The sequence below is a fragment of the Candidatus Microthrix parvicella Bio17-1 genome (assembly GCF_000299415.1).
GTDB classification, from domain to species: Bacteria; Actinomycetota; Acidimicrobiia; order Acidimicrobiales; family Microtrichaceae; genus Microthrix; species Microthrix parvicella.
Genome location: NZ_AMPG01000002.1, coordinates 556,802 through 572,257 on the forward strand (window position 1 = coordinate 556,802; position 15,456 = coordinate 572,257).

Consider the following 15,456-nt stretch of genomic DNA (forward strand, 5'->3'; position numbering starts at 1 on the left):
CATCAACCCAGCATCGATTTCGCAGCGGACTGGCCGCCATCCTTGACAAACTCCCGGGTGGCCTTGGCGATGTCCGACTGGTACTTCAAGAGGATGTTGGCCGTGTCGGTGGCCACCTGGGCATCCACCTTCTCCACGCCCAGCAGCATGAGGGTGCGGGCCCAGTCGAGCGTCTCGGAAACCGACGGCGACTTCTTGAGTTCGAGCTGGCGGATCGACCGCACGATTCGGGCCACCTGATCGGCCAGGGCCTCGGTGATGCCCGGCACCTTGGTGAGCACGATCTCGCGCTCCCGCTCCATGTCCGGGTAGTCGATGTACAGGTACAGGCAACGCCGCTTGAGCGCCTCGGACAGTTCCCTGGTTGCGTTCGAGGTCAGGAACACCAGCGGGATCTGGCGGGCGGTGATCGTACCCAGCTCGGGAATGGACACCTGGTAATCGCTGAGCAGCTCCAACAGCAGCGCCTCGGTTTCCACCTCCACCCGGTCGACCTCATCGATCAGGAGAACCACCGGGTCCTCGGCCCTGATCGCCTCGAGAAGCGGGCGAGTCAGGAGGAAGTCCTCGGAGAAGATGTCCTCCTCAAGCTCACCCCAGCCGGCGCCACCCTCGCTGTTGCCCTCAATGCCTGCCGCCTGGATCCGCAGCAACTGCTTCTTGTAATTCCACTCGTACAGCGCCTTGGCTTCATCCAGGCCCTCGTAACACTGCAGGCGAATCAGTCGGCTGTTGGTGATCTCGGCCACCGACTTGGCGAGTTGGGTCTTGCCGGTGCCCGCAGGGCCCTCGACCAGAATCGGCTTACCCAGCCGATCGGCGAGGTAGACGATTCCTGCGATCCCCTCGTCGGAGAGGTACTCCACCTCACCGAGACGGGCTCGCACGTCGTCGACCGCATCGAAGCGGGGCTCGGTCTCGGGAAGTCCGTCGGTGCGTGCGCTGGCCGTGCTCATTGGCAGAGAGACTACCGATCAGGCGTCGGGGCGCTCCCAATCGCTTGTGACGAACGGCCGGGTGGTGTTTGATCCGGTCCTGCCATGGGAACATCTCAGACATGATGTTGTTACGACGAGTTGCCCGACCCCTGATCGCCGGACTGTTGATCAACGAGGGACTGGCAAGCGCCCGCAATCCCGAGTCGAAGGTGGACACGGCGGCACCGCTCCTGGGTGCAATCAGGGACGCCACCGGGTTGACGATGGCCGATGCGGATCTGGTGAAGGCCAACGGCGCCATCATGGTGGGCGCAGGAGTGTTGTTTTCCCTCGGCAGGTTCCCGCGCCTCTCGGCGCTGGTGCTGGCGGGCACGCTCGTACCAACCACGTTGGCGGCGCATGCGTTCTGGAACGAGGAGCCGGACACCCAAGCCCGAACGATGTCTCGCATTCAGTTCGAGAAGAACGCGTCGATCCTGGGCGGGCTGTTGCTGGCCACCGTCGACACCGAGGGCCGTCCCGGCCTCGGCTGGCGGGCCCGACGGGCCGCCAAGGACACCGAGCGGATGGTCAACACCGCCCAGCGCGAGGCCAAGCTGGCCGGCTCCTTGGCACAGGCCAGGCTGGAGTCCGCGGCCCAACCACTCAAGGCCGCACTCGGCTGAGTTCACAACCACGGGACGCCAGTGTTCTTGCATGATTGGGCAAGCCGACCTTCGCCATGGCGCCGGTCACCGACGGTGATCACCAACGAGCACGTGGCATACTCGTGGCATGGCACGAGTTCGGGTCAGCACCACGGTCGACGAACAGCTGCTCGCAGCTGCTCGTTCGGCGTCTCCAGATGCTCGTGACTCGAAGCTTCTCGACGAAGCCCTCGCTGCCTTCGTGGCCAAGCATCGGACCGATGAGGTCGATCGAAGCTACGAGGTGTACGACCGCCGACCGCTGAGTGAACCTGACGAATGGGGCGACCTCGATTCTTTCCATCGCGCAGCCAAGGCTTCGTGAGCGAACTCCCCCAGCGGGGCGAACTGTGGTGGTGTGAGCTGCCCGAGATCGCGCGCCGACCGGTTGTTGTGCTCTCCCGCGCCGAGGCGATCCGTCGGCTGAAGCGAGTCATCGTTGCCCCGTGTACCACGACAATTCGTGACCTCGAAAGCGAAGTGCTCTTGGAGCCAGGCGAGGATCCGGTGCGGAGAACGACCGCTGTCAACCTCGACTCGGTAGAAAGCGTCAGCGTGGGAGCGATGGTCGAACCGGTCGGGCGCCTTTCGGAGTTCCGAATGCGCCACATCTGCCAGGCGATGGCGGTTGCCGTCGGATGTGACTCGGCGTTCGGGTAGACGATGGGTGCCTCGATCAACTCGGCGACCGGGCCGCTCGGCTTGGCGGTGGACCGCTTTTGCGGCAACGTCACCACCGCCCTGGTCGAGGTCACCCACTCGGTGGGCAACACGTCAGATGCGTCCAACGTGGCCAACATCGCTTCCGATGGAGACCTGGCGGGCGACGTGTCGGTCGAGGCCTACCGCATCGCCTGCGCCTTCATCGACAGCGACGGCCGCCATTCCGACGACGAGCTGTGGCCGCTTATCGGCGTCTTCGGCGGCCGCTTCGACACCCAACTGGCGGGCGCCACCCCCGCCAAGGTGCGCGAGACCGACCTGCTGCGGGGCGCCCGGCGCTGGCTCGACCGGCCCAGCGACCTGTTCGAGATCCTGCTCGGCGCCGACCGTCTCGACGGTGGCGAACGGGCGCTCGGGTACTACCGGGACGCCATGGCCATCGCCCACACAGTGGTGGATCTGGACATCATCTGCACCGAGGGCGAGTTGGCTGCGCTCGATGCCTTCCGCAACCGCCTGCTGGGACGAATCGGGACGGTCGGTCCGGGCAACCATGCCACCCGGGCGAACCGCATCGCCACCGACGCTCCCGACGTCGACGCGCCCTCCACCAACGCTTCCGCCACACCCGCGTCCGACGCACAAACCGCCACGGAGGCCGCGCCCGATGTCCACGAGCCCGAGCCGCTGCCGCCGCCTCGCCCCCTCGAGGAGTTGATGGCCGAGCTGGACGGCCTGATCGGGTTGGCCGAGGTGAAGGCCGAGGTGCGGCGCCTCACCGACCTCATCCGGGTGGGCCGGATGCGGGCCGAGGTTGACCTTCCGGTCGCCGACCGTTCGAACCACCTGGTGTTCACGGGTAATCCCGGCACCGGCAAGACCACGGTCGCCCGGCTGCTGGCCCAGATCTACCGCACCCTCGGGGTGGTCGAACGGGGGCACCTGGTCGAGGTGGACCGCACCTCCCTGGTGGCCGGGTTCGTCGGCCAGACCGCCCCCCTGGTCACCAAGCGCTTCGACGAGGCCGACGAGGGCATGTTGTTCATCGACGAGGCCTACTCGCTGATCCGAGGCTCGGAGAGCGACTTCGGGCGGGAGGCCGTCGACACGCTGGTGAAGCTGGTGGAAGACCGCCGCGATCGAGTCGTCGTCGTGGTCGCCGGGTACCCCGACGAGATGACGGCGTTCCTCGACGTCAATCCGGGACTGCGCTCTCGATTCCCGCGCACGGTCTTCTTTCCCGACTATTCCACTCAGGACCTGCTGGCGATCTTCGACCTGCTGGCCGACAAGAACGGCTACGAGCTGGCCGACGACGCTCGGGCCCGCCTCACCGAGGTGCTCGATGCGGTGCCTCGCGAGGAGGGCTTCGGCAACGGGCGCCTGGCTCGAAACCTGCTGGAGGAGACGATGGCGTGTCAGGCCAGCCGAGTGGTCGCCCTCGACGGCCCCACCCGCGACGACCTGGCCCTGCTCACCGCCGCCGACATCCCGGCCACGGCCCCCGGCCACCGATAACACAGCCCCGGGCCACCAGTGACGATCTACGCGTAGAGGACAGCCCGCCAGAACTCGTCGTGTTGTGCCTCGGCGGTCACCGCCAAGAGCTGCCACGGCGGTCGCTGCGCCGTCCTACATCTGCTGCGACGTCTCGAAGTCCCACTCGTCCCGGTGGCCGAAGTGGGCCTGCCTCGGTTTGAGGAACTGCGGCACCACATACTGAGACCGGGTGAGCGCTTGAAAGTCCATCCGTAACAACGGGGTGAGCATATGAACGAAGACACTCAAGAGGTCGGGTCATGAGCGCCAGGGTGTGGACCCGCAGGGCGTACGAGGAGCCGACGCACAACGATGGCTATCGGGTCCTGGTCGACCGACTGTGGCCTCGCGGCGTGTCCAAGGACCACCTGCAGATCGACGAGTGGTGCAAGGAGATCGCACCGACCAACGAGCTGCGCAAGTGGTTTGGGCACGACCCGGAGCGGTGGGATGAGTTCGCCGAGCGGTACCGAACCGAACTCTGCGATCACGAAGACCTGGTAACCGCCCTGGTCGAGCGCACCGAGGATGGCCGGGTCACGCTTGTCTACGGCGCAAAGGACACCGAGCACAATCAGGCGGTGGTTCTGGCTCAGGTGCTTGAAGACCGGCGCTTGGCGACCGCCTGACTGCGCCGCCGTTCCATCGGCGAGGCGCAGGCCGCGCTGGGCCTACCTCCGGTAGCCTACGTCTCTCGTGATGGCACGCATTCTGGCCCTGGTGGCCGCAGTTGGGTTGGTCGCCGGTGCGGTGGTGCTGCGCGGTGCCATCGACGGGCGCGGCGATGGGCCGAGTGCCGAACCTTCGCTCGGGGTCCTGTGGTGCGATCCGCTCCTGGCCGATGCCTGTGCGGCTGCCGCCGACGGGGCTGAAGTGAAGCTGATCGAACCCGGTGACGCCTTCGACCGGCTGAGCGACCTCAACTCCAAGGATGACCCGCCCGCCCTGTGGGTCACCGCCGGGGACTGGTCTTCAATGCTGGCCGTCGCCAACCCAAACACCGAGGTCCCGACCTTTGGGACGCCTGCGCAGGTGGCCTCCACCCCGCTGGTCGTGGCGGCCAAGGGTGACAACCTCAAGCTGCTCGATGTTGCATGTCCCAAGACGGTGACCTGGAACTGCCTGGCGGATGCCACCGGGAAGGACGCGACGGATCTCGGAGGGGCGGCGCCGCTGGGCGAGTTTCGCCTCGGCCACGTGGTGCCGCCGTCCTCGGCCGGGCTGGTCACCCTCGCCGGTCTCGCAGGCACCATCCCCGCTGACGATGCACCGCCCGACCGAGACGACGTCACCTCTCAGGCCTTTGGCGGCTTGCTCGGCCGGATCGACTCCGGCGAGCTGGGTGTCTCCTCCAGCTCAGCGGTCAAGAAGTTCACGACAACGCCGGGAGCGGCCTCGGTGCTGATTGCGCCCGAGGCCGAGATCACCGGTCCGGCCACAGCCCGCGGCTACGAGGTCCGTCCGGTACAACCCGTTGTCAACCTCACCGCGCAGGTGTCCGCAAGGACGACTTCACCCAACGACGACGCCCAGCCACCGTCGGCCGAGGCTGTGACCGACTTCACCGATCGTCTCGGCACCGGTTTGACCACCGCCGGGTGGGAGCCACCCAGCGACGCGGACCCGACCGACCCGGGGCTTCTGGCCGCGCTGCTGGAAAGTTGGAACGCCCAATGAGCCGGCGGAGCCAAGCACCGACCATCACCTGGAGACTTTGATGACCCAAGATCGCGCCACCCGACGCTTCCCCACCCAGCGACGCCAAGGCACCACCCGAGCCGGGGTTGCGCTTTTGGCCGTGGCCCTTCTGACGGGTGCCTGCGGGGGCGGTGGCGGTGGCGAACAGGCCGCCGAGGATGACAACTGCACCAAGGTGCCGGCCGCGGTCAGTTCAGAGAAGATCGACCTGATGAAGGAGTTGGCCGAGGATTTCAATCGCGCCTGGGACGGCCAGGGATGCGTTCGGGTGGAACCCGAGTCGGTGTCCTCCGGCCGTGCGGCCACGGCGCTGGCCGATGGCTGGAACTCGGCCGAGATGGGCACGGAGCCCGTGCTCTGGTCGCCGGCGTCCAGCAGTTGGGGCGCCATCACAAACCAGCGTTCCAGCGATGGCGGCAACAAGTTCACCGTGCCGAACGATCCACCAACCTTCATGCTGACCCCCCTGGTGATCGCCATGCCACAACCAATGGCTGATGCGCTCGGCTACCCGGAGAAGCCGGTGGGCTGGAAAGACCTGCTGGCGCTGTCCACCGAGACCGATGCATGGGCGAAGCGGGGTCACCCTGAGTGGGGACAGTTCAAGCTGGGCAAGACCAACCCCAACTACTCCACCTCCGGCCTGTCGGCACTTGTGGCCCAGAATTACGCGGCCGCCGGGGCGAAAGACAACCTGCCGGTCGAACAACTGAAAGCCAAGAAGGTCGTTGACTTCAACAAGGGCATCGAGTCGTCGGTGGTGCACTACGGCGACATCACGATGACGTTTCTCAACAACTGGTTTCGGGCCGACCGGCGCGACACGGCGCTCACCTACGCCTCCGCCGTCGCCGTCGAGGAGAAGTCGGTGATCGACTACAACTCGGGTAATCCCGATGGCGTACTCGACCCCGGGGAGAAGCCCCGCAAACCTCGGATCCCTTTGGTGTCGATCTATCCAACCGAGGGCACGCTGTACTCCGACAACCCGCTGTACGTCGTGAGCGGGACCCAGGCTCAGAAGGATGCCGCCGACAAGTTCATCAAGTTCCTCCAGGAGCCGACCAACCAGAAGAAGGTGCTGGCGTTCGGCTTCCGTCCGGGCAACCCCGAGGTGCCGGTTGGTAACCCGATCGTGGCCAAGAACGGGGTGGATCCCGATCAGCCGGCCACCACCTTGCCCGTGCCCGACCCGAAGGTGCTCGACGCAATCCTGAACGCCTGGGACACCCAACGAAAAGGTGCCCGGGTGCTGATGATGCTCGACGTCTCCGGTTCGATGAGCGAGCCGGCCACCGCCGGCGACCCGGGCGGCCCCACCAAGCTTGACCTGGCCAAGCAGGCGGCCAGCACGGCGTTGGACGAGTTCAAGGCCGACGACGAGGTGGGGCTGCGAACCTTCACCACCGACGAGAACACCGGCCAACCGGTGTACGACGACCTGGTGGAGATCAAGGAACTGGGCGCCAACGCCGAAGGCCTCCGCACCGCGCTCCGGGAGCTCAGGCCCCGCAACGGCACCCCACTTTTTGGAGCCGCCGAGCAGGCGTTCGACGAGATCAAGAGCGGTTATGACCCGACGCGCATCAACGCTGTGATCCTCTTGACCGACGGCATCAACGAAGACGGTGATCCCGCTGACGACGACGCTCAGTTCAAGGCTCTGACCAACAAACTGCGTGCCGGTAGCGAAGGTGAAGCGGCGACACCCGTCCGCATGTTCACCATCGCCTACGGTGAGGGGGCCTCGACCGGTCAACTTTCGGCGATCGCCGAGGCATCCGACGCGGCGGCGTACGACTCGAGCGATCCGGATGCGATCGATCGGGTGTTCACCGCAGTCGTGTCCAACTTCTGACCCCGATCGTCCCAGCCGGCCTGGGAGAAGGCAACGCTCACGACGCCATGAGTTTCCGTGACCGCTTCTACACGCCCCAGGTGGCTCGGGCGATGACCGGCCCGGCCGGCATCGTGGCGGGCGGTGTCGGCGCGGCGGTCGGTGTTCTCACCGGGCTGGGGCCGATCGGCGCCGTGGTGGGCGCAATTGCGGCCTGGGTGATTCGCGTGGGCGTGGCCGTCCCCCGCCCCGAGCGGGGCTCGACGACCCGGATCGATGCGTTTGCGTTGAACGAGCCGTGGAAGCGCCTGGTTCGTGACGCCCAGCAGGCGGAACAGAACTTCCAACGAGCGTTGCACGGTACCCCCCAAGGTCCCCTGCGAGATCGATTGGGCGAGATTCGTGCCCACCTCAATGAGGGCGTGGCCGAGGTCTGGGAAATTGCCAAGTCGGGCAACGCCGTCGGCATGGGACGCGCGCAGATCAACCGACCGGCAGTCGAGGGCGAGTTGGCCGAGACACGTCGGCTACGCGCTGCGGCAGACTCCCCCAGCCTTGCGGCCACCGAAGAGGCTCTGCTGATGCAGTTGGCCACCGCTGACCGCATGGAAGCGACGCTCACCGAATCAGAGAGCCGCCTGCGACTTCTCAACGCCCGGTTGGACGAGGCGGTCACCAGGGCCATCGAGTTGTCGGTCAGCCAGGCCGACTCCACTGCCGCAGGCTCGCTGCGCGCCGACGTGGCGGGCATCGTGGACGAGATGGAGGCCCTCCGCCAGGCGATGGTGGAGGTCCGGGCATCCGACGCCACGGTCCCCAAGGCACTCCCGGACCTCCCACCCCCGGTCTCCCAAACCCAACCGCCCCAAACCCAACCGCCCCAAACCCAACCGCCCCAAACCGGACAAACCGGGGAGGGCACGTGACCACCACCGTGCCGGGGCAAGCAGCATCGCCACGCACCGACGGTCAGGCGGCAGGTCGACGGACGCGCACCTGGGTGCACGCGAAGGACTCACCAACCGGGTGCCGCTACCTCGTGCCGCCCCCGCTGGTGGCTGGGGTCGACTGGGTTCCCTCGGGACTGGTTCGCTTTGCAGGACGCGAGCGCGCCGACCGTCAACGGGTGGCCAGCGTCACCCACACGGGTGCCTCGCCGGTGGTGTCCCCGCCGATACCCATGCCTCATCCGGAAATGATCGGCCCGGTGGGAGTGCCCGGCGAGATCGGGTCCGAGGGCGCATCGATGAACGACGTGATCCTCGTCGAAGACGACGGCCCCGCCTTCAGCGATGACTCCGGCGGCAACCAGGACGCGGCGCGTGCCAATGAACCGGTGGGGGTGCCCGTCGAGGACGACCCGGAGATGGTGGCCGCAGGCGAAAAGGACCTGGTGCGGGCGGCAGCCAACCCGGCGTTGGGCACCGTGTTGTCGCGCGTCACCGGCGTGCTCCGCTGGGGCGCCATGGCGTATGCCCTGGGCCGCACTGGGCTCGCCGACGCCTACGGCATCGCCAACAACACCCCCAACATCATCTACGAGCTGGTGGTGGGCGGCGTGTTGTCCTCCACCCTGGTACCGCTGTTCGTCAACACCCGTCGTCGCACCCGCCGAGGCGAGTTCGATGACGGCGCATCCGCGATCATCACCGTGTCGTCGCTGGCGCTGCTGGTGCTTTCGGTCGTAGGCGTGTTGGCGGCGCCCTGGGTGGCCAAGGCCTACACCCTGGGCTTGGAGCCGGGTGCCCGGGCCGCCCAGCTGGAACTGACCGTGCCGCTGATGCGGCTGTTCCTTCCTCAGATCTTCCTCTATGGCATCGTCAGCCTGGCCACGGCGGTGCTGCACAGCCAGCACAAGCTGTCGATCCCCGCCTACACCCCGATCGCCAACAACCTCGTGGTCACGGTCATGTTCGTGGCCGCCCGCCCGTTGGTGCAACGGGTGAGTGAGGGGTCCGGCTCACTGAATGCCCTCCTGCTGGTCCTGGGCATCGGCACCACCCTGGGTGTGGTCGCGCAAGCCTTGCCGCTGATCCCGCCCATGCGCGACGGCGTGGTGCGGCTGCGCTGGAACCTCGCTCCCACCCACCCGGTGGTCAAGCGCCTGATCCGGCTGTCCGGTTGGACCATGGGCTACGTGGTGGCAAACCAGGTCTCGCTCTACGTGGTGACCAACCTGGCCAACTCGGGGCCCGAAGGCACGGTGGCCACCTACCAATATGCGTTTGCGTTCTTTCAATTGCCCCATGGGCTGATCGCAGTGAGCCTGATGACCGCCGTCCTACCCCGTCTGGCCACCTCGTTCGTCGATGGCGATTTGACCTCCTACCGCGCCAACTTTCGCGAGGGTCTCAACGTGTTGTTCACGGTGGTACTGGCCGCCGCAGCGGGTTACGTCGTCGTGGCCCAACTGCTGATCCAAGTGGTGTTTCAACGCGGCGCCTTCAGCGCGTCGGGCACCGACGAGACCGCCCGCACCCTCATCGCCTTCGCCGTCGGGTTGCCGGCGTTCTCCACCTACCTGTACGCCATTCGGGCGTTTCACGCCCGCCAGAACACCCGCACCCCGTTCTGGATCAACGTGGGCGAAAACGGGCTCAACATCGTGCTGGCGGTGCTGCTCACCACCCGCACCGCCTCCGGGCTGGCGGTTGCGTTCAGCGGGGCGTATCTCATCGCTGCGGTCATCAGCGTGCTGGTGCTCAACTTCCAGGTGCGGGACCTGCTCGACCGCAGTCTGTTCACCATGATGGGCAAGGCGACCGTGGCCGCTGTGGCCACCGTGGCAGGCGCCCTGATCCCCACGCTGCCACCGTTGTCGGCGCTGGACTGGGCGCCCGCTCAGCTGATCCTGCGCGTGGTGTTTGGGGCGGTCGCGTTCGTCCTGGCGGTCGCCCTGCTGCGCATCGAGGGCCTGGACCGCTACGTGTCGGTGCTTCGGCGCAAGATCGGGCCGTTCGTACCGAGTGCCGTCGAGCGGTTGCTGGCGCGGACCACCCCTTCAACCCCTGGAGCCTCGGGTAAGCCGGACCAACCGGATGGCACCGCCTGAGCCAGGCTCTATGCTCGTCGTCGTGTTCAAATCGATCAAGCGCTTCTGGAAGTATCTGACCACCAAGCTGAACATGAGCTTCGATGCGAATGCTGACCCCAAGGTCCAGCTGGAGCAGGCGATCACCGAGTCTCAGCAGCAACACAAGATGCTGGTGGAGCAGGCGGCGACGGTCGTCGCCAACCAGAAGCAGACCGAGATGCGCCTTGACACCCGCATGGACGACCTCGAAAAGCTGACAGCCAACGCCCGCCAGGCGGTGCTGATGGCCGATGAGGCCACCCGCTCGGGCGATACCGCCAAGGCGACCGAGATGACCTCGGCCGCAGAGGCGTTCGCCAACCGACTGATTGCGATCGAGGCCGAGATCGAGCAGCTCAAAGGCATGCACCTGCAGGCCACCCAGGCCTCCGATCAGGCCAAGGCCGCCGTGGCACAGAACAGCTCGAAGCTTCAAAAGAAGCTGGCCGAGAAGCAGCAGCTGCTCAGCCAGCTCGACCAGGCCAAGATGCAGGAATCCATGAACAACGCCATGACCAGCCTGTCGGCCACGGTCGGCGACGACGTGCCCACCTTGGATCAGGTTCGGGAGAAGATCGAGGGGCGATACGCCAAGGCTCAGGGCGTGTCGGAGCTCCAGGGCCAGTCGGTCGAGTCGAAAATGCTCGAGGTGGAGCAGGCCACCCGGAACGTGGAGGCCCAGGCTCGGCTTTCCAAGATTCGCAGTCAGTTGGGGCTCGACACCGGTACTGCCGACGCATCCGCGGTCGAAGCGGCACCCGCAGCCCAGCCCGACGCAGCCCAGCCCTCAGCCACCCAGCCCGATGCTCCCGACACAGGCGAGGCCCAGCCTTCCGCCGGGTAAACCTCGCAGACGGACGTCCCTCAGCCCTCGGGGAGCACCACCAGGTCGTCCCGATGGATCGCCACCGGTGACACATCGGCGGGCACCTGCGAACTCCGGCGCCCCGCCACCAGCAGTAGGTCGCTCGCCGAAATCCGGCTGATTCCCTTCGCAAAGACAGCGCCGTCGGCGTCGGCCACCTCGACCGCATCGCCCTCATCGAACCCGCCGTCCGCCGACACGACGCCCGCCGGCAACAGCGACGAACCGCCGGTCAACAAGGCAGCGCGCGCCCCAGCGTCCACCGAGATCCGACCGGCGGCGCCGACGGCGAAGGCGATCCACACCTTGCGAGCAGGCAGACGTCCTTGGCGCGCTCGCACCGTGGTGCCCACGCCCGGCTCGCCGGTCACCGCGTCGAGGAGTACCCCTGAACGGTCGGCCTGGGCGATCACGGTGCGCACGCCGGCCCAGGTGGCCATCTTGGCCGCCGCAAGCTTGGAGGTCATTCCGCCGGTGCCGCGGTTGGACCCGGAGTCGCCCGCAAGCGCCTCCAGTTCACGATCAACCTGCGCAATGTCCTCGATCAACGAAGCGGAAGCGTCCAGCCGGGGGTCTGCGGTCAAGAGACCGGCCTGATCCGTCAGCAACACCAGCACGTCTGCAGCCAGTGCCTGGGCCAGCAACGCAGCGATGCGGTCGTTGTCGCCAAAGCGAAGCTCATCGTCGGCCAGGGCATCGTTCTCATTGACGATGGGCAGCACCCCCAGCTCGAGCATGGCCTCAAGGGTGGCACGTGCATGCAAATACTTGTCCCTGGCACCAAAGTCGGTCGGAACCACCAGGAGCTGGCCCACCACGGTGTTGTGATGCTTCCCGAATACGGCGCCGTAGCGCTCCATCAGGTGCACCTGGCCCACCGAGGCGACGGCCTGGAGCACGCGCGGGTCGCGAGGACGCTCGTCGCCGCCGAGGCCCAACGCCGGCAGGCCGGCGGCAACAGCGCCAGAACTGACCAGCACCACCTGATGACCGGCGGCATGCACCGCTGCCACCTCCCGCGCCACCGTCTCGATGGCATCGGACCGCAGCCGCCCGGCGTCATCGGTCACCGACGACGTGCCGATCTTTGCGATTACCAACATGACAGGTATCGACCCGGCAGGCACCCACGGCGCAGCGCGCTCAACGGAGGTCGTCCTCGCCGTACTCAAACGACATGGCGCCAATGTGCACCATGTCCCCAACCTTGGCACCGGCCTTGCCCAATGCCTTGTTGACCCCAAGCTTGTTCAACCGTCGCTGCGCCTCGGCCAGCGCGTCGGGGTTGGTGAGATCCGACAAGGCCACCGCCCGCTGGGCATCCCGACCCACCACGCGGAGCGAACCGTCGATCTCACGTACCACCCGAATGCCCTCGGGCTCGGGGCGATGCACCACGTAGGCGCTCGGGTCCTCACCGGACTCGCGAGCCTCCTCCACCGCGCGGCGCATGGCGCCGACGAACTGCCTGGTCCCCTGCCCGGTCACCCCCGAGACGGCCAGCCAGCCCTCGGCCTCGGCCTCGGCTGCCTCCTCCGGCGCCAAATCGGCGCGTGCTGCAACCCGGATTTTGGTTCGATCGAGAAGTTCAGGCCGATAGTCGAGCAGCTCGCCCAGCAGCACCCGCTCCTGCTCGTGCCGATCGGCCTCATGCATGCGTGCGCCGGGCGGGGCCACGTCGGCCATGATCACCAGCACCCTGGCCCGCTCGATATGACGGAGAAAGGCGTGGCCCAGGCCCCGACCCTCTGCTGCACCTTCGATCAGGCCAGGGATATCTGCCACGACCATCTCAAACCCATCATCGGTGCGAACCACCCCGAGGTTGGGCACCAGGGTGGTAAACGGGTAGTTGGCGATTGTGGGCTTGGCCGCCGAGATTGCCGCGATCAGCGTGGATTTGCCCACATTGGGAAACCCGACCAGCGCCACGTCGGCCATCAGTTTCAGCTCGAGGACCAGAAAGCGTTCCTCGGTGTATTCACCTTGCTCGGCAAAGTCGGGGGCACGGCGCCGGTTGGACAGGAACCGGGCGTTGCCGTGGCCGCCCCTGCCCCCCTCGCCCGCCAGCCACCGGTCACCATGGCCGACCAGGTCGGCCAGCACCGTGCCATCGCGTTCGCGCACCAGGGTGCCTTCGGGCACCGGCACCAGCAGGTCCTCGCCCGCTGCACCGTGCATGCCCTTACCACCGCCATGGTTGCCACTGGTGGCCTTTCGGTGCGGATGGTCCCGAAACGCCAACAGCGAGGCCACGTTCCGGTCGGCCACAAACCAGACGTCGCCGCCCTTCCCGCCGTCCCCGCCGTCCGGGCCCCCTCGGGGCGTATGTGCCTCGCGGCGGAACGCCACCGCACCCGCGCCGCCCTCACCTGCCTTTACGAACACCCCGGTCTCGTCAACAAAGTTGCTCACCGGGACAGCGTAGAAGGCACCCCTCCTTCGGGACGTACCGAGATCCACGTCGGCCCTGCTTCATCTCCCGGACCATGACCGCTAGAATCGCATCTCTGCTCGCCGCACGGATGGCGACATGCCACCACCGACGGCCCCAGGCGGACGTTTCGTGACTCCACCCACCACCTCCACCAGTGACTCCCCGGTGCGCCCCGCAACCAACGAGGTGGACGTCGACGGTCCCCTTCCGCAGCCCACGGAGCCCACACGTGAGGCCGACGATCTGCCCGCCTCCGACGGCGATCCGATCTCCGAGCCGAACAACCCAACGCCCCACAGGCGGCGCATCCCGGCGCTGGTCGCAAGCGTGGTGCTGATCATCGGTGGGGTGGTGGCCATTCGTGCCTACACCGAGCGGGTTCAAGCCCAGCGCAACGCCGAGGCCAAGCTTGCCACCGCCAGGGACACGATGGCCGAGATGCAGCGACAGACCGCCGAGCTCCAGGCGGCAGACGCCGAGCTGCGCCAAACCACCGAGGACGCACGCACCACCTCGAAACTGGCCGAGGCCGACTCGGCCGAAGCCCGGGCGGCCCTCGGAGCGCTGGAGGAGCAACGCCAGGCCCTCCAGCAGCAGATGGTGGCAGCCGACAGCGGCCGCGGCCTCCAAGCCCTGTACAACGGGCGGATGAAGACCTGCATTGACGGCCTCAACCGGGCGGTCAACCAGATCTCGGTTGGCGATGCTTCGGGCGGCGCCTCCACCCTCGGCACCGTTCAGGACGACTGTGCCGCGGCAGAGGCCGCCGGACCATCCGCGATGCCCTACGACTTCCCCGACCCGTTCGTGCTCATCGATGGCGCCACCTCCTACGCATATGCGACCAACGCGGGTGGCGGCAACGTGCAACTGGCCACCAGCACCGACCAAAAGACTTGGAGGTTCGTCGGTAACGCGCTTCCCAAGCTTCCGAACTGGGTGGAACCCAGTGCCACCTGGGCTCCTGCGGTGGTCAAGCTGAACGGCAACTACGTCCTCTACTACTCGGCCCGCAAAAAGGGCCAGAACATGCAGTGCGTCTCGGTGGCGGTGGCCAAGACCCCCAAGGGGCCCTTCGTCGACAGCTCCACCGGGCCGCTCGTTTGTCAGGAGGACCAGGGTGGCAGCATCGACCCCAGCCCGTTCGTCGACCTCGACGGAACGCCGTACCTGCTGTACAAGTCCGAGGGCACCCCGGTGGGTCGCTCCGGCGCGCTGTGGAGCCAACAGCTCAACCCGCAGGGCACCGGGTTTGCCGGTTTCCCCACCCTGTTGCTGACCGGCGACCCGGGTGGCTGGGATCACGGGGTGATCGAGGGACCATCGATGTACCGCGATCAGGAGGGGCGGCTGTGGATGTTCTACTCCGGTGCCGGATGGAGTAGCGACCAGTACGCCGTCGGCATCGCCGGCTGCCCAAACGGGCCTGCCCAACCATGCGCACGGGCCAACGCCAAACCCATCCTGAAGACCAACGATCGGGTGGTGGGGCCCGGCGGGCTCGAAGCATTCCGGGAAGCCGACGGCACCCCCAAGGTGGTGTTCCACGCCTACCAGCCGGGCAAGGTGGGCTACCCGAACAACCGGGTGCTGGTGATCGGCACCCTCAAGTTGGACCACGACAGCGTCTCCCTGGATTACTGAACAGCGTCGGTGCGATCGTGGGCGCCTGAAGCGCCCGAACGGTGCGGGTGGGCCCTACGACCGAACTTGGTTGTCA

General features: G+C 66.9%; 15 protein-coding genes. 11 read left to right on the forward strand and 4 right to left on the reverse strand.

The genetic code is table 11. From position 1 onward, the window contains the following. Positions 1–2: 2 nt before the first annotated feature. Positions 3–956 (reverse strand): AAA family ATPase, encoded by a 954-nt coding sequence (locus MPARV_RS0110715; protein WP_020378238.1) that lies wholly within the window; start codon positions 954–956, stop codon positions 3–5. A 101-nt stretch (positions 957–1,057) separates the two neighbouring features. Between MPARV_RS0110715 and MPARV_RS0110720 the strand changes: the two genes are divergently transcribed. From MPARV_RS0110720 to MPARV_RS0110735, 4 genes are all read left to right on the forward strand, one after another. Then, on the forward strand, positions 1,058–1,603 hold the full coding sequence (locus tag MPARV_RS0110720; RefSeq protein ID WP_012222946.1) for a DoxX family protein: 546 nt from the start codon (positions 1,058–1,060) through the stop codon (positions 1,601–1,603). Between the two features lie 109 nt (positions 1,604–1,712). After that, the gene (locus tag MPARV_RS0110725) at positions 1,713–1,949 is read left to right on the forward strand and encodes an antitoxin MazE (protein WP_012222944.1); all 237 of its coding nucleotides are present in this window, start codon (positions 1,713–1,715) and stop codon (positions 1,947–1,949) included. After that, positions 1,946–2,284 (forward strand): type II toxin-antitoxin system PemK/MazF family toxin, encoded by a 339-nt coding sequence (locus tag MPARV_RS0110730; RefSeq protein ID WP_012222942.1) that lies wholly within the window; start codon positions 1,946–1,948, stop codon positions 2,282–2,284. Before MPARV_RS0110725 ends, MPARV_RS0110730 begins: the two co-directional genes overlap by 4 nt. Before the next feature lie 3 nt (positions 2,285–2,287). Beyond that, positions 2,288–3,805: an AAA family ATPase gene (locus MPARV_RS0110735; protein WP_020378239.1), complete on the forward strand. Its 1,518-nt coding sequence runs from the start codon at positions 2,288–2,290 to the stop codon at positions 3,803–3,805. 114 nt (positions 3,806–3,919) lie between these two features. On the opposite strand, the gene MPARV_RS25805 is transcribed toward MPARV_RS0110735, so the two are convergent. After that, entirely contained in the window at positions 3,920–4,045 is a 126-nt protein-coding gene (locus MPARV_RS25805; RefSeq protein ID WP_274517210.1) for a hypothetical protein, read from the reverse strand. A gap of 41 nt (positions 4,046–4,086) precedes the next feature. Between MPARV_RS25805 and MPARV_RS0110745 the strand changes: the two genes are divergently transcribed. The 6 genes from MPARV_RS0110745 to MPARV_RS0110770 all read left to right on the forward strand — a co-directional run bounded on the left by MPARV_RS0110745 (position 4,087) and on the right by MPARV_RS0110770 (position 11,278). Further along, a complete protein-coding gene (locus MPARV_RS0110745) occupies positions 4,087–4,455 on the forward strand; it encodes a DUF488 domain-containing protein (protein ID WP_020378241.1) in 369 nt (122 codons plus the stop codon). A 70-nt stretch (positions 4,456–4,525) separates the two neighbouring features. Further along, entirely contained in the window at positions 4,526–5,503 is a 978-nt protein-coding gene (locus tag MPARV_RS0110750; RefSeq protein ID WP_020378242.1) for a hypothetical protein, read from the forward strand. A 40-nt stretch (positions 5,504–5,543) separates the two neighbouring features. Beyond that, on the forward strand, positions 5,544–7,382 hold the full coding sequence (locus MPARV_RS0110755) for a substrate-binding and VWA domain-containing protein (RefSeq protein WP_020378243.1): 1,839 nt from the start codon (positions 5,544–5,546) through the stop codon (positions 7,380–7,382). A gap of 47 nt (positions 7,383–7,429) precedes the next feature. Further along, positions 7,430–8,287, forward strand: a complete 858-nt coding sequence (locus tag MPARV_RS0110760) for a hypothetical protein (RefSeq protein WP_020378244.1) — start codon at positions 7,430–7,432, stop codon at positions 8,285–8,287. Continuing rightward, the gene (gene murJ, locus MPARV_RS0110765; RefSeq protein ID WP_020378245.1) at positions 8,284–10,413 is read left to right on the forward strand and encodes a murein biosynthesis integral membrane protein MurJ; all 2,130 of its coding nucleotides are present in this window, start codon (positions 8,284–8,286) and stop codon (positions 10,411–10,413) included. Before MPARV_RS0110760 ends, murJ begins: the two co-directional genes overlap by 4 nt. Before the next feature lie 22 nt (positions 10,414–10,435). After that, positions 10,436–11,278, forward strand: a complete 843-nt coding sequence (locus tag MPARV_RS0110770; protein ID WP_100221311.1) for a PspA/IM30 family protein — start codon at positions 10,436–10,438, stop codon at positions 11,276–11,278. A gap of 20 nt (positions 11,279–11,298) precedes the next feature. Here MPARV_RS0110770 and proB read toward each other — a convergent pair whose 3' ends face one another. Both proB and obgE read right to left on the reverse strand, forming a co-directional pair. Continuing rightward, positions 11,299–12,402, reverse strand: coding sequence for a glutamate 5-kinase (gene proB, locus MPARV_RS0110775; RefSeq protein ID WP_020378247.1), 1,104 nt, complete (start codon positions 12,400–12,402; stop codon positions 11,299–11,301). A gap of 40 nt (positions 12,403–12,442) precedes the next feature. Next, positions 12,443–13,714: a GTPase ObgE gene (obgE, locus tag MPARV_RS0110780; RefSeq protein WP_020378248.1), complete on the reverse strand. Its 1,272-nt coding sequence runs from the start codon at positions 13,712–13,714 to the stop codon at positions 12,443–12,445. Between the two features lie 151 nt (positions 13,715–13,865). Between obgE and MPARV_RS22715 the strand changes: the two genes are divergently transcribed. Next, on the forward strand, positions 13,866–15,380 hold the full coding sequence (locus MPARV_RS22715; RefSeq protein WP_051011968.1) for a glycoside hydrolase family 43 protein: 1,515 nt from the start codon (positions 13,866–13,868) through the stop codon (positions 15,378–15,380). Positions 15,381–15,456: the final 76 nt, after the last annotated feature.